This is a genomic window from Bradyrhizobium sp. DOA1 (assembly GCF_001593325.1).
Classification (GTDB): Bacteria; Pseudomonadota; Alphaproteobacteria; order Rhizobiales; family Xanthobacteraceae; genus Bradyrhizobium.
Genome location: NZ_JXJM01000001.1, coordinates 5,622,973 through 5,643,195, shown reverse-complemented (window position 1 = coordinate 5,643,195; position 20,223 = coordinate 5,622,973). Strand labels below are relative to the sequence as shown.

General features: G+C 57.8%; 14 protein-coding genes and 2 pseudogenes. 13 read left to right on the top strand and 3 right to left on the bottom strand.

Translation table 11 applies throughout. The features are described 5' to 3' along the window. Position 1: 1 nt before the first annotated feature. From SE91_RS26165 to SE91_RS26125, 9 genes and pseudogenes are all read left to right on the top strand, one after another. A pseudogene (locus tag SE91_RS26165) lies at positions 2-1,155 on the top strand (8-amino-7-oxononanoate synthase). Then, complete coding sequence (gene bioD / locus SE91_RS26160; RefSeq protein WP_061849681.1) at positions 1,152-1,796, top strand: dethiobiotin synthase; 645 nt, start codon at positions 1,152-1,154, stop codon at positions 1,794-1,796. The pseudogene SE91_RS26165 and the gene bioD overlap by 4 nt, the downstream one beginning before the upstream one ends. Beyond that, positions 1,783-3,065 (top strand): annotated as a pseudogene (locus SE91_RS26155) (adenosylmethionine--8-amino-7-oxononanoate transaminase). Before bioD ends, SE91_RS26155 begins: the two are co-directional and overlap by 14 nt. Positions 3,066-3,637: 572 nt before the next feature. Then, positions 3,638-5,713 carry a methyl-accepting chemotaxis protein gene (locus SE91_RS26150; protein ID WP_082813814.1) on the top strand — a complete coding sequence of 692 codons (2,076 nt, stop codon included), beginning with the start codon at positions 3,638-3,640 and terminating at the stop codon, positions 5,711-5,713. A 64-nt stretch (positions 5,714-5,777) separates the two neighbouring features. Then, entirely contained in the window at positions 5,778-6,083 is a 306-nt protein-coding gene (locus tag SE91_RS26145) for a hypothetical protein (protein WP_061849679.1), read from the top strand. Positions 6,084-6,509: 426 nt separating this feature from the next. Beyond that, positions 6,510-7,382 (top strand): 3-methyl-2-oxobutanoate hydroxymethyltransferase, encoded by an 873-nt coding sequence (gene panB, locus SE91_RS26140; RefSeq protein ID WP_061849678.1) that lies wholly within the window; start codon positions 6,510-6,512, stop codon positions 7,380-7,382. 14 nt (positions 7,383-7,396) lie between these two features. Further along, entirely contained in the window at positions 7,397-8,302 is a 906-nt protein-coding gene (gene panC, locus SE91_RS26135; RefSeq protein ID WP_082813813.1) for a pantoate--beta-alanine ligase, read from the top strand. A gap of 249 nt (positions 8,303-8,551) precedes the next feature. Then, positions 8,552-9,013 (top strand): LysR substrate-binding domain-containing protein, encoded by a 462-nt coding sequence (locus SE91_RS26130; protein ID WP_061849677.1) that lies wholly within the window; start codon positions 8,552-8,554, stop codon positions 9,011-9,013. Positions 9,014-10,828: 1,815 nt separating this feature from the next. Further along, positions 10,829-11,032 (top strand): hypothetical protein, encoded by a 204-nt coding sequence (locus SE91_RS26125; RefSeq protein ID WP_061849676.1) that lies wholly within the window; start codon positions 10,829-10,831, stop codon positions 11,030-11,032. Between the two features lie 488 nt (positions 11,033-11,520). On the opposite strand, the gene SE91_RS37260 is transcribed toward SE91_RS26125, so the two are convergent. Further along, positions 11,521-11,682, bottom strand: a complete 162-nt coding sequence (locus SE91_RS37260) for a hypothetical protein (protein ID WP_197489515.1) — start codon at positions 11,680-11,682, stop codon at positions 11,521-11,523. A gap of 1,202 nt (positions 11,683-12,884) precedes the next feature. Here SE91_RS37260 and SE91_RS26120 point away from each other — a divergent pair. Then, entirely contained in the window at positions 12,885-13,583 is a 699-nt protein-coding gene (locus SE91_RS26120; protein WP_061849675.1) for a lytic polysaccharide monooxygenase, read from the top strand. A 175-nt stretch (positions 13,584-13,758) separates the two neighbouring features. On the opposite strand, the gene SE91_RS26115 is transcribed toward SE91_RS26120, so the two are convergent. Next, positions 13,759-14,346 (bottom strand): GNAT family N-acetyltransferase, encoded by a 588-nt coding sequence (locus SE91_RS26115; protein WP_197489514.1) that lies wholly within the window; start codon positions 14,344-14,346, stop codon positions 13,759-13,761. 1,208 nt (positions 14,347-15,554) lie between these two features. On the opposite strand from SE91_RS26115, the gene sfnG reads away from it, so the two are divergent. Continuing rightward, positions 15,555-16,661 (top strand): dimethylsulfone monooxygenase SfnG, encoded by a 1,107-nt coding sequence (gene sfnG, locus SE91_RS26110; protein WP_061849674.1) that lies wholly within the window; start codon positions 15,555-15,557, stop codon positions 16,659-16,661. 604 nt (positions 16,662-17,265) lie between these two features. On the opposite strand, the gene SE91_RS26105 is transcribed toward sfnG, so the two are convergent. Then, the gene (locus SE91_RS26105) at positions 17,266-18,501 is read right to left on the bottom strand and encodes a diaminopropionate ammonia-lyase (protein ID WP_061849673.1); all 1,236 of its coding nucleotides are present in this window, start codon (positions 18,499-18,501) and stop codon (positions 17,266-17,268) included. A gap of 687 nt (positions 18,502-19,188) precedes the next feature. Between SE91_RS26105 and SE91_RS38300 the strand changes: the two genes are divergently transcribed. Both SE91_RS38300 and SE91_RS26100 read left to right on the top strand, forming a co-directional pair. Beyond that, on the top strand, positions 19,189-19,362 hold the full coding sequence (locus SE91_RS38300; RefSeq protein WP_156489791.1) for a YjzC family protein: 174 nt from the start codon (positions 19,189-19,191) through the stop codon (positions 19,360-19,362). Positions 19,363-19,611: 249 nt separating this feature from the next. Then, a complete protein-coding gene (locus SE91_RS26100) occupies positions 19,612-20,088 on the top strand; it encodes a toll/interleukin-1 receptor domain-containing protein (RefSeq protein WP_502687153.1) in 477 nt (158 codons plus the stop codon). The last annotated feature ends 135 nt before the right edge of the window (positions 20,089-20,223 follow it).

Genomic DNA, 20,223 nt, shown 5'->3' with positions numbered 1-20,223 from the left:
AATGAATTCAATCCAGGAGAGAAATTGTGCCCCTTATACCTTGGCGTTGAACGTCCTGAAGGAAGACCACCGGTTGCGCAGCCTCACTCCGCGTGCAGGAATTGATTTCACGTCGAACGACTATTTGGCGCTCGCGAGCGCGCCGCGCATGAAGAAGGCTTCTTGGGAGCGATCGAGGCCGGCACACCGATCGGGGCCGGCGGTTCGCGGCTCCTGCGTGGCAACTGCGAGGAACACGAAAGTCTTGAAGCCGAAGCTGCTAGGTTCTTTGGCGCCGAAACAGCGCTCTTCTTTGGCGGCGGTTATGTCGCGAATTTTGCGGTCCTGACGACGGTGCCGCAGAAAGGCGATCTGCTCGTTCTCGATTCTCTGGTGCACGCGAGCATCCATGAAGGCGCGCGAGCTGGCCGCGCTGACTTTCGGATGAGTGCGCATAACGACCCACAGTCGGTTGAAAGCACGATCTGTGACTGGCGGGCGAAGGGCGGAGTTGGCCGCATCTGGATCGTGGCCGAGAGTCTCTACAGCATGGACGGCGATTTCGCGCCCCTCAAAGAGCTGGTTGCGCTCGCCGATCGGCATGATGCGTTCCTGATGGTGGATGAGGCCCATGCAACAGGTGTTTACGGTCCGAGGGGGCGGGGGCTCACCGCCCCTTACGAGGGGCGAGAAAACCTCCTGGTCGTTCATACTTGCGGCAAAGCGCTCGGCGCTGCGGGGGCGCTTGTCACGGCATCCGGCATCCTGCGAGACTTCATGGTCAATCGGTGCCGTCCCTTTATCTTCGCCACCGCCCCCTCGCCGTTGCTTGCCGTCGCCGTTCGGGAGGCGATTCTGATCCTGCAGCAGGAACCCGAGCGTCAGCAGCGCCTCATCGAGCTCGTCGCGTTCACTCACCGGCAGATGAAGCAGTGCGGTCGGAAAAGTTCTTCGGACTCGCAGATCGTGCCATACATCGTGGGCGATAACGCGCGTGCGATGCGGCTCGCCTCTGCGTTGCAGGCTCGCGGCTTCGATATCCGTGGAATTCGCCCGCCAACCGTGCCGGCGGGCACGGCCCGCTTGCGAGTTTCGCTGACGCTCAATGTCTCCGAGGGTGACATACGCGCAATGCTCGACGCATTGGTCGAGGAAACGGAAGGCATTCTTCAATGAGTCCAAGGATCGTGGTGACGGGCACAGATACCGGAATCGGAAAAACGGTATTTTCGGCTGGGCTTGCGAACCTTCTCGCTGCAAATTATTGGAAACCGATCCAGGCTGGCCTCGACGGAGAGACCGATACCGAGACAGTCGTACGATTAGGTGGCTTGTCGGCCGCTCGCATCATCCCAGAGCGCTATCGCCTTCGAACCCCCGCTTCGCCCCACTATTCCGCTGAGGTTGAAGGAATTCGCCTCGAGGCAGGTTCGCTCGATGTGCCAGACACCGGGGGGCAGCCATTGGTCATCGAGGGCGCGGGCGGGCTGATGGTGCCGCTGAGTGGCGATACACTTTATATCGACGTGTTCGAGCGCTGGCGGATTCCTGTTGTGCTCTGCGCGAGCACAGAGCTGGGCACTATCAATCACTCACTGCTCTCGATAGAGGCTCTCCGAAAGCGTGAGATCCCCATTCTCGGAATGGCCTTCATCGGCGAGCGAAATTCCGAGACACAGACCGTCATTCGCGAGATGGGGCGGGTGCGTTGGCTGGGGCGGTTGCCGTGGCTCTCTCCCCTTACGGCGGACACGCTGCAGGCTGCGTTCATAACCTCATTCCGGGCAGATAGCTTCAAGTTGCATGCCAAAGACTAAGTCTCCGATCTGGCATCCGTTCACGCAACACGCTCTTCAAGCCGAAATGACAAGGGTTGTTCGTGGTAGTGGTACCTATCTCTACACCTCGGATGGTCGCCGTATCATCGATGCAATCTCATCCTGGTGGGTGGTGACGCATGGTCATTGCCATCCACATATTGTGCGCGCGATTCAGGAACAAGCAGGCAAGCTCAATCAGATCATTTTTGCCGGCCACACCCACGATCCTGCGGAGGAAGTTGCCGCCCAGCTCCTGAAGCTCGCCCCACGCGGCCTCGAGCATGTCTTTTTCTCGGACAGCGGCTCAGCAAGCGTCGAAGTGGCGCTAAAAATGGCGCTTGGCTATTGGCATAGTGTGGGCAAGCAACGAGTACGCATCGTCGTGATGCAACATTCCTATCATGGCGACACCATAGGTGGGATGTCGGTCGGTGCCCGCGGCGTCTTCAACGAGGCGTACGGACCCTTGCTGTTCGACGTCACCTCAGTGCCGTTTCCCACGCCAGGTCGTGAGCAGGACACGCTGGACGCCCTTGAGGCGGCTTGTCGAAACGAAATTCCGGCAGCGTTTGTTGTGGAGCCTCTGATACTAGGGGCCGGCGGAATGCTGATGTATCCAGCCTGGGTGCTCAGGGAGATGAAGCGGATCTGCGAGGCTTCTGACGTCCTTTTCATTGCCGATGAGGTCATGACCGGCTGGGGTCGCACGGGAACACTCTTCGCGTGCGACCAGGCCAATATCACACCAGATATCGTCTGTTATTCCAAGGGCATTACGGGAGGAGCGCTTCCCTTGGCGGTAACACTCTGTCGCGCGGATATTTTCGACGCCCACTATTCGAAAGATCGGACGCGCACGTTCTTTCATTCGAGCTCATATACCGCAAATCCCGTGGCCTGCGCGGCCGCAAGAGCCAATCTGGATCTCTGGCAAGATCCCAATACTCGCCAACGCTTGGCGGCGATCGCCGTGATGCAAGAACAGGCAATTGAGCCATTCCGGGCCGATGCACGCTTCGAAAACGTTCGTCGAACTGGCACGGTTGCAGCACTCGATATGAAGACCAGCGATTCGGGCTATCTGGCGGACATCGGTCCGAAGCTTCACGCCTTCTTTAAGAATCGAAACCTGCTGCTGCGGCCGCTCGGCAATACGGTCTATGTGATGCCGCCCTACTGCGCGACAGCGGCAGATATTGATGAATCTATGCTGGCATCTGGGATGCCGCGGATGCGTTGGCTGGAAAGGACGCACTGCTGGCATAGAAGGCGAAAGCGAGCGTTTATTACTTTCTCGGCGCAGTTGCGATGATCGCAATCGCCTGAACCTTACCCTGCCGAAGGCGTCAGTAAAGGACTGAGACAGCGCTGAAATTGGCACGCGTCCGATCCGACCCGACGCGCTATGCTTTCAGCCATAATAAAATGCAGCCCGGAAATATCAAACGTCCTTCGTCATGCTGGATGAACGCTGATCTCCACCGTGGCTATCGGTCGCTTGTCCAAGCGGACCCAGCAAGATGCAACGTCTCGATCCGCGCGCCGGGATCAGCGGACCGACCTCATCGACATGAATTCTGCGCGATTGCGCCTAAGTTCGCGCAATTTATGCGCGTCTGCGGCCTACGTAACGAGTCTGCAGCGAGAGGGCGTGATATGCCGATGTCGTCACCGGTCTTGGGATTGTCGACGATCGGCCAGGAGGCCGGTCGACCGCGCAGAGCGAGCCACGCAAGGACAAAGAACGCAAAGCAAACCGCGTGGCTCTTGTCACGGCCTGTCCATCGACCCCGGTCTTTCGTCAATCTTGTGTAACAAACCCAAACTAGAGGCTGCGAATGGTCGACATCTCGCCCAGCTCTCGCTTCGAGCGTGCTGATCAGAAACGCAGCGGAAATGATCATGGACTGAATAGCATTCTGATGCGTGCCTCAATTATTGCAATACGGCTCATACTACCAATTCTTCGTCGTCTTCGCCCGAGCCTGCGAACCAAGATTGCCATGCTTGGAATAGGGGGCGTGCTCGTTACAGGGGCAATTAGTGTCCTTGGGCTCGATTATATTGCTCAGGTTCAGCGAGAGGCAGACCGGAGCATTCACCTTCGTGCTCACCTGGCGGCGACTTCAGAAGCGTTTATCGAGTCGCAGCAGCTTGCGTTGGAGTTTCTGCGCAAGCACAATGAGGCATTGATCACGCGGCAGGCCCAAAGCCTCAGCAAGGAGCTGGTCGGCCTCGATCAGATCGAGGAGTACGTTGCCCCCTTGCCGGAACGCGATCCGCTAAAAGACGTATCGTTCCTGCGCGCCGGAATTGGCCTTTACGCGACACGTTTCAACAACATCGTTTCAGCGCAGCGCGTGCTCGGGTTCGCAGAAAATGATGGCCTCCAGGGCAAGCTGCGCGAGGCCGTGCATCAGGCCGAATCCCGGCTTACGCTGATCGATCAACCGCAGCTAACTGTGTTGATGCTGAAGATGCGGCGACACGAAAAGGATTTCATGCTTCGGCGCGAGGAGAAGTACGGCGATGAGCTCGACAAGCGGGTCGCCGAGTTCCAGGCTACCCTCGCTGCTTCGGAGTTGGCGCCCTCCGCCAAGGCGGAACTCAAGAGCCTTATCGAGTCCTACCGGTCGAGCTTCGTCGCCTTTCTGGTGGCTCAACGGGCGTTGGATGATCAAGTTGACGATCTCGGCCAGATCTACGGCCGGAATCGTCCTCTCTTATTGAAAGCGATGGCGACAGCCGACGCCCGCGCTGTCGCTGCGGAAGAGCGCGCATCGCGGATCCGCCAGATGCTGGGTGTGGGAATTGGGCTTGCCACGCTCGTCATCGGTTTTGTTGCCATCGTTGTCGGGCAGACAATGGCCCGGCTGATCGCCCGTATGACCAAAGCGATGCGTCAACTGGCGGCGGGCCAGTTCGAGGTGACTCTGCCTGGGCTTGGCCGTTCGGACGAGATAGGCGAGATGGCGCAGGCCATGGAAGCGTTCAAGCTTAAGTCAAAAGAAACGGCGCAGGCCGAGTTTGCTGCGAATCTGGAACAGGATCGCTTGGCGGGAATGCGACGTAAGGAGGAGCTGGAGAAGCTTGCCAGGATCTTTGAAGATGCGGTCAGCGGCGTCATCGACACACTGTCATCTGCCTCGACCGAACTGGAGGCCTCTGCCCGCAGCTTGACTGACACGGCGCACAATACACAGGAATTCTCTAACAAAGTCGCCTTTGCCTCGGAGGAAGCTTCGGGCAACGTTCAGGTTGTCGCTGCACGTACCGTGGAAATGATGGCGTCTGCTACGGAGGTTGAACGCCAGGTCGAGCAATCTGCAGTAATCGCCAGAGGCGCCGTGCGTCAGGCCGAAGAAACCAACCGAAGGATAAAGCACCTATTAGCAGCGGCCCTAAAGATTGGTGGCGTGGTTGAGCTGATCGCCGCAATTGCGAGGCAAACAAACCTTTTGGCTCTTAACGCGACGATCGAGGCTGAACACGCGGGTAGGGCCGGCCGCGGCTTTGCCGTCGTGGCGCACGAGGTAAAGTCGCTGGCAACACAGACGGCGAAAGCGACCTCTCAAATTGCAGAGCAAATCGCAGGCATCCAGGAGGCCACGGAGGAGTCGGTCAGCGCTATCGCAGAGATCGGCAACAGTATCGGCAGGATCTCGCAAATCGTATCGACGATTGCTGCTGCGACCGAAGCGCAGGGTACGGCAACCAAAGATATTGCACATAATATCCAACATGCGGCACAAATGTCGACGCAAGTCGCCAGCAACATCCGGCAGGTTGCATTGAGCGCCTCAAGCACCGGCGCGTCATCCTCGCAGGTGCTGATATCTGCGAATGCGCTGGCCCAAAGCGGCCATCGCCTCAAACTGGAAGTCGATGGCTTTCTCGCCGGGGTCAGGTCGTGATCATCCGGAACTACTGCAGGACTATTTCGCGATGTGATTATTTGCTCTCATTTGGGGTCTCAGAATGCCTGCCTATCTAGCGTCGTATGATTTGAAGCAGACCAAGCCCGATCCTCACCCTACCTTTTTGAAACAAGCAGCGGCGCAGGGCTGGAAACTGTGGATCCTTGGCTCGAATAACGTGCGCTATCGACTTCCAAGCACGACCTTGGTCGGCACATTTGACAGTTTGGCCGTTGCCGAGGCTAGGCTCGAAGCAGCCCGCTTGGCAACAGAGAACGAAATGGGGGGCACCGTCACGACGAGCAAGCGGATTGTTGCGGAATACGGACCAACTCGGTTCAATTCTGACGAGCGGCTGAGCGCGTAAAGGCAAAGACCAACGGAGCTGTGCTGGCTGCCGAACCTCATCATAAGCCTCGCTGCGTCATTGGCTTCACCGGCCTAGAGCTCGGACCTGGGGAGCCTTTGCCCGCGCCCGGTCTTGCGTCCCTCGTCAATATGCGAGCGCCGGCCCTGTCAGGATCCTGTGCACAAGCCGTCGTCTTCGTCTCTGGCAAGGTGAGTGAGGGGCGGGCCTCCTCTGTTGCTAGGCGCATGTGTTAAGCAACCGGTCCCCATTTGCAGGCTGACCCGGAATCTCTTTTTATGGTCGCGCAATCATTGGATGCACCGGCGCATCTGTTCTTGACTTTTGAGGCGCACGTTTGTTGTTTCACGCTGATATCGACAATTCCTGTCTTCCTGGCGAAACGACGACTCTGGTATGGGGGTCGGATGACGGATCGGACTTAAGATGAGCCACATTTCGGAATCGCCTGTTGAACGCGTCACGATTCCAGTATTGCAGCGGTGGAAAGGCGAGGGGCGGCGTGTCGCGATGACCACCGCTTACGATGCAGTCGCGGCACGCATCGCCGACCCCATTGTCGACATTATTCTTGTCGGGGATAGCGTTGGCAATGTCTGCCTCGGTTTCGACAATACGCTGCCGGTCAGCATGGCGATGATGAACCATCACCTCGAGGCGGTAGCGCGCACAAAACCTCGTTCATTGCTTGTGGCCGACATGCCCTTTCTAAGCTTTCACCTCACTCCCGAGGAGACAATTCGGAACGCCGGAGGCTTCCTGCAGGTTGGAGCCGATGCCGTGAAACTAGAGGGTGGGGTAAAACGTGCCGAAATCGTACGTACCTTGGTCGATTGCGAGATTCCAGTAATGGGCCACCTCGGCCTGACGCCGCAGAGCGTCAATATGATGGGTGGATTCAAAGTGCAGGGCCGGAATGCCGATGATGCGTTGCGTCTGCTCGACGACGCCCACCGACTGCAGGAGGCCGGATGTTTTGCTCTCGTCTTGGAGGGTATCCCGGCAGAGCTCGCCGCCCGCGCGACCGAGTCCCTGAGGATACCGACGATTGGAATCGGGGCCGGCCCCAGTTGCTCGGGCCAGGTACTTGTGCTGCATGATGTGCTCGGCTTGACCGAAAGTCATCGGCCAAAATTCGTTCGCACCTATGTGGAAGGTTTTCGGCTACTTCAGGAGGGGCTGTCGCGCTGGGCCGCAGATGTCCGCACCGGTGCATTCCCGACGCCACAAGAATCCTATCGTCTTCCCGAAGGGCTGAGTGATGCGATCGCAAACTGGGCACCTTCCTATCCAACCTGACGTAAAGCTCAAACATGCAAACGATTACGACGGTCACAGAGCTTCGTAGCGCTCTTGGAAGAGTTCGGGACAAGCATGTTGGCTTCGTACCGACAATGGGCTACCTGCACGACGGCCACATGGCATTGGTCAAGGCAAGTCGTGCGCGATGCGACGTCACCGTCCTAAGTATCTTCGTCAACCCCACTCAGTTCGGGCCAACCGAGGACCTCAGCACTTATCCGCGCAACTTTTTGCGTGATGAACAGCTGTGTCGCGACGCTGGAGTTACGATCCTCTTCGCCCCAGATGCACACGAGGTCTATCCGGCTCAGTTTGAGACCTTCGTCGAACCCGGCGAACTCGCAAGATCATTATGCGGGGCTTTCAGGCCTGAACATTTTCGCGGTGTGGCAACCGTCGTCTGCAAGCTGTTCAATATGGTTCTGCCGGATATCGCATTTTTCGGACAGAAAGATTTCCAGCAATGCGCGGTCGTGCGTCGGATGGCCATTGATCTCAATCTTCCGATCGAGATCGTCACCGTGCCAACCGTTCGGGAGCCGGACAGGCTCGCCATGAGCAGCCGTAATCGATATCTCAATAAGGAAGAGCGGCTGCGAGCTCTTGCGATCAGTCGCGGTCTATTCGCTGCGGAGGCCGAATTTCGCGTAGGCGAGCGTGAATGCGAGAAGCTTATGGCAGTCGCCAGGCGGCATTTGGATGAAGTTGACCGTCTGCAGTACCTCGAGCTCGTCGATGCCGACACGCTTCAGCCGGCCTGTAGTCCCCTGAGCCAACCTGCGGCTCTGTGCGCTGCGGCCTACGTCGGTTCGACGCGGCTTATCGATAACGTGATTCTTTCGGCCGGAAGTGAGCACGGATTACGGCCCGATCAGACTCGAATGACACTATCGAGGTGTGACGACACTGGGCGGTAGAACCACTACCCGCTCTGCTCGCTTATGACTGCGGCTGTCACAAGTCCATACATATAGCGAACCAAGGGCCAATGGGGCATTCCGATTCGGCCCGTCTTGCCGTGTTCATATGGGGTAATTTCTTTGGCGCCCGCAATCCGCCTTAAAGGCTAGATGTCAGCTGGCCCGCAGTGACGATCCTGACCCAAGCGCTCGAGACGAGAATCTGATTGTCGCCCTTGGTCGTGCGCGCTGCTGGGTGCCTTCGCCTTGGCCCATCCTGACCTGGTGGTGCAACTGGTCGCGCCGCCCAGGACCTTTTCGCTGTCGCGGCGCGCCGACATGGTGGTGACGCTCGACCGACGAAAGCAGGGACGTCTCTTCGTGCGCAAGCTGACCGACTGTTCGCTCGGAATCTACGCCGCCCGCTACTACTTCGATACTCATGGGGCGATGGAGGACAAGGCCGATCTCGCCGACTACCCTTTCGTTACGCATGTCGACGATTTGGCCCACAGCCGCGCACTCGACTATTCGGCCTCCCTCGCAAACCGCATGAGGCGCCGCTTCGAGGGCGGCAGCGTGATCGGGCAGGTCGAGGCCGTCCGCGCCAGTTCAGGAATCGGTCTCCTGCACGTACATCGCCCGAGAGGATCCGGACCTGGTCCGGGTCCTGCCCGCGATCCGCTTCACGCGCAGCTATTGGCTCCTGGCTCACCCCGACACGCGTGACCTGCGGAGCCTCGCCGAGGTGCAGCGGGAGATTGTCGAGAGAGTGAAGGCGGCGCAGCGTTCGTTTCTGGTCGACTGAGGCGCGACACCTCTGGATGTTATGCGTCGCCAGCAATCCACTCGACCAAACCGTTTGCGCAAGAGGCCGGCCATGACATTCAAGCCATAGGGCATCCCGCAAGGATGATGGCCGTGCGGAACCGTACGACGTCGCCCCGGAAACAGCGATGGTCGCCGCAAGCTGCTGGTCCTCGGTGTAAAAGCGCTGGATTCTGAAACCGTGGCGGAGTGCAAAATGGTTGCGATTGGCTATCTTAAGTTAAAATCCGTCAGGAATCATTTTCCGTTCGCAGGATTTCGACTCAACTACCCTCCGGATTGCAATAATCACGATTGGAGTGCCTTTATAGTCAGAGACCTCGGTAGAGCCCCTCCAAGGGAGCGGTTGCTTCGCCAAATCGGTGCACATCAAACGCTGTCGAACCTGATCTCCTCCGTACGGCCCGGCAGCTTGGCAAGTGCCAGAGTCGCGCGTGCTGCGCGCGTAGTGCTGCGCCGAAGAAATAACGGGGAAAGGTATCCACTAATACGCCTACAGGAGGCGAGAATGCGTAATGGCTTCCAGAATTCGGAGTATGGTTCGGCAAACGGCTGTGCGGTCTGCGGTGGCCGGTTCGGTCTGATCCGCTACTCTCCAAGAAATGCGTCGATCGGTCCAGGGCGCGTCGGGAGGCCGATCAAAAGTGGCTTCACTGGTCGCGAGCGGCCTAACACGTGCCGTGTATCACATAGACCTCGAAGGCGTTTGCATTCTTCGTTTCGGATGCTCCACGACTGCGTTACCGGGCATAGCCATTTGTCTGCGAGACAGTCGGAAAATATCCACCGCTATCGCCGAAGCCGCATGTGATTGCGGCCGGAACGAGAATTGGCGCGCCTTCGGACCTTGAACGCCAAACTCTCAAGACCGCACGGAGTACACTAACGAGCCCATGCTATGAAGTTCATTCTCGTGAATCACCGGACCCCGCACGGCGAGCAAAGCTGTACCGCCTGTTCTCGGTCGTTAGGTTCTGGTTACCTGCGAGATGTTGTCACGCGTAGAGAATATTGCGGCTACGATTGCTATCGGCGCTGTCGCTTAAAAGACCTTCCCCTTCTTTTCCATACTCCGCGTGCCTTCCTTGGACATGATAGGAAGGATGATTTTCCAGTTGGGTTAGCGGCCCTACTGACTGCGGCTTCGTGCTGGATACAGGTCGGGGTAGCCACAATCTCGTGGATCAACACAGTGGCGTGTTCCGCAGAACCGTCTAGGTCTGAAAGACCTCCGTCGGTTTAGGCACGGAGGGAGCGTGGGGAGTCCGCGCGTTATGGCCTGGTGATTGCAGGTCGAATCGTTTGGACCTCGCGTGATGCCTAGGACGGCCACAAAAGCCGACCTGCGGTTGATTTTCGAGGTAGAACGAAGGTGCTTCCTTCCGTTGAGCCGTATGCCAACACCATCGACAGAGAAGTCGCGAATGATAGAGGGGCGCGCGTCCTGTCATCTGGTCGCCGCTCTGGAACGGTGCTCGCCCCGGCGGGGCCGCCGCTCGTCGAAGCGGCGGCCCCTTGCCGCGAAGGAGCCGGCTACGCGAAACATCGGCACCTCGGCGGCTGCATCAGGATGGCCGCGGTTGATGCGGGCGACAACGAGCTTTGCCCATTAGCGTTACCGATTATGGTTTTCGGCGTGCAGTGTTGCAGTGCTGCATGCTACTGTCGTGATGTGATAAATGGGCCATTTAAAGCAACTGCTTGTTTGAGAGAGAGATGACGCTTTCGGTTGAGTTGATCGTCAACGGCTATGTCAGGCTGAGGGATCGTGGGGCGCTAGAGGACCTTCTTGCGCATCGGCGCGAGCTGCTGAGGCAACTAAGAAGCGTCACCGGCATCGATCCAGGGCCAATTGCCGAGCAGGTAACCCAAGAAATCTTAGTTATCGAAGCTGGACTTGCGACGATCGCGCCAGAATGATTGGCGCCCTCCGACCATTGAGTTGAGCCGAGCAACTTGCAGCGGCCCCGTCGCTCCTTGCCTTCCACTCCCTTCCCGGATTGGCCAGGGGTCGACAAGGGAGCGTAAGGCGATCCTGAAGCAATATGGGCAGCTGCGGACAGCGTCTCGCGCAATAGCGCTTTTCAAACAAGCAAAGCGCCGCGCCGAGTATATGAGCGCGACGACTTCGCCTTGGCTGAACAGGACGGGCAATGTCCGGTGTGTGGAGTGTACTGCCCTGCAGAACCGCCCCAGCCAAACGCTTGCATTCAGTTTGATGTCGCCGCAGCAAGTTAGTCCTGGTACTGGCGTCTGCAGCCGACGTTGGCTGCACGCGTGTCAGCTGGGTCGGCAAGCATATGGCCTATCGGGAGAATTGATGGCTGCCAAGGCGCCGCGGCCACGATCAGAACTAAGCCCTCGCTGGAAATCCAAATCACGGGGCCGCTGGGCTTTGGTCTTGCGGTTCACTCGCTCACCTTCTTAGGCGGATCGAGAAAATCGAGGGCGGTTCTTATCTTTTCAAGCTGTTTCTCGATCTTTTCGCGCTGCCGAACGTCCTGGGTAGAATCAAGTTGTTCGATGAGCTTCTGCTTTCGGGCAAGCAGATTCTTTATAACCATAGTCATCTGACCTCCGTGTACAGCTCGCAATCTATCGCGGATGCGGCCTATTCCTTATCTTGATCTAATGCTGCTACCTCCATGAGCCAGGAAGCAAAGTAATGAGCTTGCGGTCGCTGAAACGCAGCACGCGCGCCCGATTTAGACAGTAGAGAGGATCGACCTGACGCATATAACAGCATTTTGCCCAGCTCGACTTTCTGGGCAGTGGCAGGATTATCTTTAATCGCGGGGACAGCAGGGGGATCGGCTTGAAAATCTGTCTAGCCGCCATCATCAAATCGTCATTTGCAATAGCGTGGGATGAGATGAGCACTACAACAGCAGCAATAGACGGCTTGCGCATCGCGTGGGACTTCCGGATTTATTGCCGCAGCTACCGAAAACTGTTCATTCAGAGGGCGCTCACTACATGATCACTGCCGCCTTGCAGGAACTGAGCCATCCCCGCGAGTGAATCGTTACGGCGTTTCCCTGCGCCATGTTGGCTTGGCGACACATTGCCGCCAGCCCGACAAAAATACGTTCGGCGCGGCATGAAATGTCGTGTTGCCGCTCTTAGAGCAAGCGCAAAGCAGCTCTCTCGAACGGCACATCAATTGCAGAGAAACAAGCACATCGCGGACGCCTGTCTGACGAATTCAAATGAAGTTTGCTCAATCGGATCAAACTCGATGCCAGAGATGCTGCACTATAAACGTGGTCCGGCCGATTGAAGCTATGCTGTCTCCATCGCTGCACGGCGCGGTCGTCTCCAAACAATTGGCTTCCATATCCACGCGTCTGCAAGGCGGTCGGTTTGGCGGAGTTCGATACCGCTGCCTTCTTGTTGAGCCAGATGCATGCTGGCGCGCGTCATGACACCCAAGCGCTATGACATCGTAGGAGACTTGAACTCTGATGAGGTGTGAGGGAGAGCGGATTAAGCGTTCCCATGTAAAAGAGAGGTTATTTGAACCATCGGCCCGCTGCCGCCGTACAACCTAACTAACCAGCACCCGTGTGGTCATCGGACAATGTTCGGAGGCCAGATAGCTGGGTTCGGCTCGCCAGGCGCTCTCGAAATCGCGGCGGGCGCGTGGAAGAAGCAGCACGGGCGGCGACCGCCTTTGCCTAACAACCCGCCGCGTCCGCTTGCCCGGTGACGGGCGTCTGCATCGATTTGGCGGCCTTTCTTCAAGAGTAAATCGGACATTGTGAGGAGAACTATGAGGTATGTATTCCGGCACTGGCCCAGTGCGCCCTTCAGTGCCGCAGTATCGCTGCTCGCTGTTGCGGAGGCGTACGCACAGGGACGTCTCACCGAACCGGCCTCACGCGTCGTGCTGTGTGTCGAACATAGTAACAAAGACTGCCCAGTTGATTTGCGGAGGGCAAACGCGATGGAAAGCGGCAAGTTCTTTCCCGCGATGAGGGGAGAGATGTTAGACCAAACTGCGGCGACCGATGTGCAGAACGCGGCGCCACCAACGGACGGTCACATCGCCGGCAGCAGCGTGAGCGGCGATGTGCCCTTGCTCGATGAGCAGACACCGACGCGCTGGGAGAAAGTTCGGCTACACTCAGGAGCGAAGCAGAAATTCAAGTGGGAATACGCTGCGGCTCGACCGACACGACGTTGGAACTACTTCATTACACGGGTCGACTGGAATTCGTCTTCTCCGCTTACGCGCGCGCAGTTCGAAGTGAAGCCGTTCTGCACGATTCAGAATCCTGGCCAGCCGTTTTGGGATCCGAATGCCAAACTGATGCCCCAGGAGCCTACCGTTCATATCTGCGACCTGCCAAAACGCACCGGCTATCACATTATTTTGGCGGTGTGGGAGATCGCCAACAGCCCGATGGCGGTTTATCAAATCGTTGACGCGACGTTTGAGGAACCGAAGTCGTCGAGCTCCAGTCGCTAGGATTGACGGCGCGACAGGCGCCTGTCGCCGCCGAGGTTCAGCAAACGCTTCGCTGACCTGCACGGATCCACCACGGGCAGCCTTTTCGAGCAAAGGAAACGGCGATTGAAGCTGACTTCGACGGGACGCTCAGGCTACCGCCAGCCCTCATTCGGGAAATGTGTGCGTATGCCACTCAATGGGCTGTCCGCAACATTGGCGTTAGCGAGGGCGAATCACCATACTGTATCTCACCAATGACCTCGAAGCCGTGGCGCTCGTAAAAGGGAATGTTCTCCGGATTTGAGCTTTCGAGATAGGCGGTGGTACCCTCCGAATCACATCGTTTAAGAGCGTGTTCCATTAGCAATCTGCCAAGCCCGTGTCCGACCCAGTTCGGATCGGCGGCAATGAGCGGCAGATACCAATGTGGCTCGGGTGGATGATGTTCGGCCATTCCCAGCCGTATCTGTGCCATAGCTTCGGTGATCTCCGGGCGCAGGGATCGAGCCATAATTGCGTCGAGTGCCTCCTCATCTTGCTCCACGCCGGGTGGCAGCCAGAGCGCCGCGGCTCGAACCCCTCCCGTCACGTATGCCGTGCCATGCTCGAATGCTCGTCCACCACAGGCCTTAACGAACTGAGGCATGATCGTAAGATATTGGTCTGAATCAGGCCAGCTCCATCGAGCCAATGGGTCGGCGGCAAAGCCGAGCACAAGTGTCCAGACGGTGGTTGCCTGCATTTTCGAGGACGCCGATTTGATGTCAGTCTCCGCTGTCATGACTTCTGTTCCAGGTCTCTATTTGGGCGCCAGAGTTGCAAAGCTAGAACGCACGACACGTGCCTCTGAACGGCGCAGAAGGGTGTGCTAATGGAGGTTTCGTCGGCTGAATCTCGTTCTCCGTGTCGAGCTCTTGTCTTTTCTCAGACGGTTGCGCTAACGACCCGGCGGGACAAAAGCTCGTCAGCGGGCTAACCCTTGAACTGAAATTTCTTGGCGAGTTTAGGTGCTTCGTGGGTCTAGGAGCGTCAACTTGAGAACGCACTTCCGAAAGTAGGCTGGCCTCTCGTATCGATAGAGCGTCGGCCGCCCCAATCGCTCGTAGCGAGAGACACGGACGTTTTCGAGTTTGCGATGAGAGGATATCGCGCGCCGACGCTTGGTAGGAACAGCTGCGCCTGAATCGCGTTCCGATATTCGCCGGGCAGTTAGCGAGCCTCGCACGCGGAGGTCCCAGAAACGCAATGACCTTCGATAACACCTGGACTCCAGTGATCTATTCCGGATCAGGTCTCTCCTTCAAAACGCGTGCCAACTGCGCGCCTCGGTGAGGCCACCTTTGAATGTTCGAGTCCAGACATTTTTGACATAAGTGGCGCTTGATCAAGAATTAGCCAGCCTGATCTTTATCGATGTCGTGCTGGCGATGCGGAGCCTTGAGGTCGGCACAATCTGAGGAAGCTTAAGGGCGACGAGATAGACGAACCTCGGTCTGGTGAGAGACGAGAGCTATTCCTTCCGAAAAAAGCTGATCGCGAGCATAGAGACAAGATTTTGTCGCCTTCCATCCAATCTGAGCTTCTCTTCGCAATAAACGTCGCGTCGAATGGAGAATTACAAAATTGGATTATCTCAGCGGTCGGAAAAATAGTTCGTCTTCGACTCGCGCTGGCGCAAGTTCTTTGCGAGGATAGTTAGGCAATGATGCCGGCCAGGGACGCTCTTGATGCGCAACAGCATTGTCGACCAAGCGAGTGATTTGACGAAGTCCGCAGCTTGCCGCTGCGTTTGGGCGTCCTCGTGTTGACGCCATTGTAATGCGCGCGCTCGGATTATGTCCGAGGATTGTAGTGCTCCCGAACCAATAGCTTAAACGACGGACGTGAATAGCACGTGAGCCCCGTCTCGCCGAGCGCGACGGCTCGGCGTTGCCTGTCTCAGATTGTCGCTTTTCTCCGCGCAAGCCTAATTCTTGAGGGACAAACAAGATGACTGTGAACAACAATCCGATCAGATTCGCTTACTGGGTGCCGAACGTATCGGGCGGCCTCGTGATTTCTTCGATTGAGCAGCGAACCAGCTGGGACATCGATTACAATCGCAAGCTTGCTCAGATCGCCGAGAAAGCCGGCTTCGACTATGCTCTGAGTCAGATCCGATTCACCGCCGGTTATGGCGCCGACAATCAGCACGAGTCCGTCAGCTTCTCCCACGCGCTCCTTGCCGCAACCGAGAGGCTCAAAGTTATCGCTGCGCTTCTTCCTGGGCCTTGGAACCCGGCGCTGGCCGCAAAGCAGATTGCGACGATCAGTCAACTCACCAATGCGCGCGTTGCGGTCAACATCGTCTCAGGGTGGTTTCGCGGCGAATTCCACGCGATCGGCGAGCCTTGGCTGGATCATGACGAGCGTTACCGCCGCTCGGAGGAATTCATCAACGCGCTTCGCGGGACTTGGACCGAGGAAAAGTTCACGTTGAAGGGCGACTTCTATCGGTTCAACGACTATTCGCTCAAGCCAAAGCCGCTCGATCCGCTGCCGGAGATCTTTCAGGGCGGCTCATCGCGGGCGGCTCGTGACACGGCTGCTCGCGTATCCGACTGGTACCTCACCAATGGTAATACGCCAGATGGCCTAAAGACCCAGGTCGATGACATTAGGACGAAAGAGAAGGCTTTCGGCAAAGGCTGGCGTACCAAGATTGGAATTAATGCTTTCGGTATCGTCCGACAGACGGAAAGCGAGGCGAAGGAGGTTTTACAAGAGATCATTGTCAAAGCGATCCCGGATGCGGTGCGCGGCTTCCATCATGAGGTCCAGAATGCTGGCAATGCCAGCCCCGAGCGCGAGGGCAATTGGGCCAAATCCACATTTCAGGACCTCGTTCAATACAATGATGGCTTCCGCTCGAACCTGATCGGGACCCCACAACAGGTCGCCGAACGCATCATCGAGCTCAAACAGGCTGGTGCCGATCTGATCCTGCTCGGCTTCCTCCATTTCCAGGAAGAGGTCGAAGATTTCGGTAAGCATGTGATCCCGCTGGTCCGCGAACTCGAGGCGAACCAATCCGTGCGCGCTGAGGCTGCTGAGTAGGTGGAAGGAGAGGCGGCCAAGTGACTGAGATTGTGACTGAAGCGAGTACGCTTCCTCTGGATGAGGTCGCCCCCAACCAAACTGTCCGTGCCTCGAGGCGCGAACGTAGCGAGTTACGTGGGCCGGAGGGATCGTGTTGCGCTCATATGTCCAGCCCTTTGCGATGGGGCTCGCCAACTCGTAAAGAGTAGACCCTCTCGATCCCGTTAGCTGAACAGAATTCGACGGTCGCGCTACGCTTTTCGGCTCATGCGGTCGGCCTTGAGAGCGGCCATGGTGTCTCTTCCAGCGCAACAATCGCCTTGCGCAACCGCGACGGCATTTAAGGCGCTTTATTTCGGCGGCTCACCGCAAGCTCCTCCAGAAAGAAAGGGCTGACGCACGCCGTTGCTTGAACTCGCGGAGAAGGAAAGACTAACCATGGCTACCAGCCAAGCTGGCACACAACTTCGACCTCTATTCTCGAATCCATCGCTGCGCACACAACGTAAGTAGAATACGCAGGGTGCAAAGGGAGGAGAACTTGAGAAAATATGGACCGACAACGCGGCGATCGTTGCCGCGGTCTAGAATCGGTCATCAGTTATCTCAGTTCGTTAAAGGCTCACGAGCGAGCCTCATCTATCGACCTGTTGTCGTCAGCTCTATCGTGTTTCGCAGTCACTTGCGCAGGCGCTGTGCCAACCAACTCTTCGTAAAGACGAGGATCGGTCGCACCCTCGGTGTTGATCAGAAAAACTCGTGCATTCGATCCAAGACCAATCTCGGCGCGCAGGATCGGATTGGAAGCAGCCTTCAGTAACGCTGCAAGGCCAACACCACCGCTTTCGCCAGCAACAACAGCCGGATCGCCATCGTTCGGATTTGCCAACCGCTTCATGACGCTGATTGCGTCCTCATCGTCGACCGTCATGAAAGCGTCCGCTGTGCGCGAAAGGATACGCCACGCGATGAGGGACGGTTCGTAGCATTCGAGCATTGCCATCACGGTGGATTGCCCGGAATCCACTTTGACAGGATGCCCCGCCCGCGCGCTTTCGAGGAGGCACGCCGCCGGTGAGGGGTCGACAACGGTGAAGAACGGCCGATCGTCGCCGAACAGGACGGAAAAATGTCCGGCAATCGCACCGGCAAGCCCACCTACGCCAGCCTGAATGAAGACATGAGTCGGAGGTTCACGCAATTGGCGCAGAGCCTCACTCAATAGAGCAGTGTATCCCTGCATCACTAGCCCCGGGATGCGCTCGTAACCGGGCCAGGACGTGTCAGACACCGTAATCCATCTGTTTTCCGCCGCTACTCGGGTTGCCTCAGCTACCGAGTCGTCATAGTTGCCCTCGACGCGGATCATCTGCGCGCCAAAACGAGCAATGGCGGCGACGCGCTCGTTGCTCACGCCTGAATGAACAAAAATGGCGCACTTCGCCCTGACTAGCTGGGCGCCGTAAGCAACTGATCTGCCGTGGTTGCCGTCCGTGGCACAGCAGACCGTCATGCTTCGCGCGACGGCCTGAACGTCAGGTCCGTGCAGTTCGGACGGCTCAACATTGCGACCGAGCTGGCGAGCTGCCTCCTCAAGCACCAGGCGGATCACAGCATAAGAACCGCCTAGCGCTTTGAAACTTCCAAGGCCGAGACGATGACCTTCATCCTTGAGATGGATCGAACCAACTCCGATGTCACGAGCAAGGCCCGCCAAAGAAACCAGTGGAGTTTCCTTGTGTCCATCGCGACGCCTGAGAAACCGCTCGACCTCGCGAGCGGCTTCGACGCTCAGCATGTCGGCGTCTGAAGCATGGAGGAAAGTGCGATGATCGGCGTGAGAGTTGGGTAGAAACATAGTTCAAATCTCCGCTCGTTGGCACGTCTTTATGGATTATTACATCGCGATGACAAAGTAATTGGCTTCACCAGCAGCAGAAGCCGGAAATCGGCTGGTGAAATTCATCTAAAAAGCGTCTCGGGCGCCGAATTTGGGCGTCCATGCGCAATTCATTGCATTAATCAGCATCAATCAACCGCTACCATGCAGGGCTAGGCACAGTAATGTGGGGTCGGCAAGAACGGCCGATCTCAGTCCCGCAGCGGCAAGGAGCGGAACATGGCCAGCCATTTCTACGGACTCCATATCGCCCGCGTGCCGAGACGTTGTTTCGGCATAGCAAGCGCGATCTGCAGCAATGGCTTTGGCTACAATACAACCTGATGCGGCTCGGGAGCGAACTACTAGCGCGATCCGGCGAGGCGGACCGCTTGCCCGGAATGCACATAATGCGGCCGAATGGCCATGAGCTGAATTGACTTGATCAGAGGCGGTAAGAAAACTCTCTCATGGCTGAAGCAGCGGACGGGCGAGCTTCTCACAAAATGTGCACCCGAACGTCGAAGCCGCCAGGCGGATCGGACCTGACGGCTTCAAACCCACCCCATGTGGTCGAGAGCCGTCATGGGATAGGCCTGGTAAGGCGACCTGATGTTCTTCTGGTCGTTGCCCGCGGTCAATCCCGGCTCTCGTTAGGAGACGCGCATGGCCAAGACATTTAAACCGGGTGAAGAAGCCCAACGATCAGGACAATACGAGCGAGTCGGCCGCCCGCGGCGGACGGACCGGAGAGGAGCGCACCTTACCCAGGGCGAACCACTTCCTCCGACTACCGCTCCGGGCATGGGCTACGCCTTGTCGACTCGCGGCGGACGGTGAGAGGACATCATGGCTAGATGCACAGCACCAGTAAGGGGCCATCGCACAGCGAGCGCAGCAGCGGACTGCCCAGCATGTGGTGGCCGCTATGGCGGCTTCAGGTCGCACCCGTCCTATACCCCCTCTTACTCGCCATCGTACGCCACGCCGTCCTACTCCGCGTCGGGGAGCAGCGGGGGCGGCCGAAGTAACGGCGGCGGGTCTGGCAGCCGCGTAAGAGCGCGATGGTCGCGACCCGGTTCGTCCGTGATGTACACGCCGACCGAGGTGCGGGAGCTCACGCCGGTCCGCGAGGCCGTCGAAAAGCAGGCGTCCCTTGATCTCCGGGACGTCTTTCTTTGCCATGCGTGGGACGACCGGCAAGGGGCAGCTAAGCAATTGCACGACCTGCTTGAGGCACGCGGTGTCAAGGTATGGTTCAGCGAAAAGGACGTTGGCCTCGGCGTGCCATTACTCCGCGCCATCGACAAGGGCCTAGCGAACTCGCGGATTGGGATCGTATTAGTGACCCCTGCGTTCCTGCAACGCCTCCCAAAAGAAGGCATCGCCGACAAAGAACTTTCGGCACTCCTGGCCGGTGCGCGTCTCGTTCCCGTTGTGCATGAGACGACGTATGAAGCACTCCGGGAAGTCAGCCCTATGCTCGCCTCGCGAACCGGCCTCGACACTGCGGAAGAGTCAATGGTTGACGTCGCGGCCAAGCTCGCCGATCTGGTAGCCCTCTAGCTCTATCGCTGGGGTTGGGATTTGGAGCACATCGCTGCATGTCCTTGAATAACAATGCCTGGCCCCAAACTTCGGACTAACGGTTTGAGTTTTCAAGAAGCAGTTACCGCCATACGCAGCAGTGAACGAGCTGGC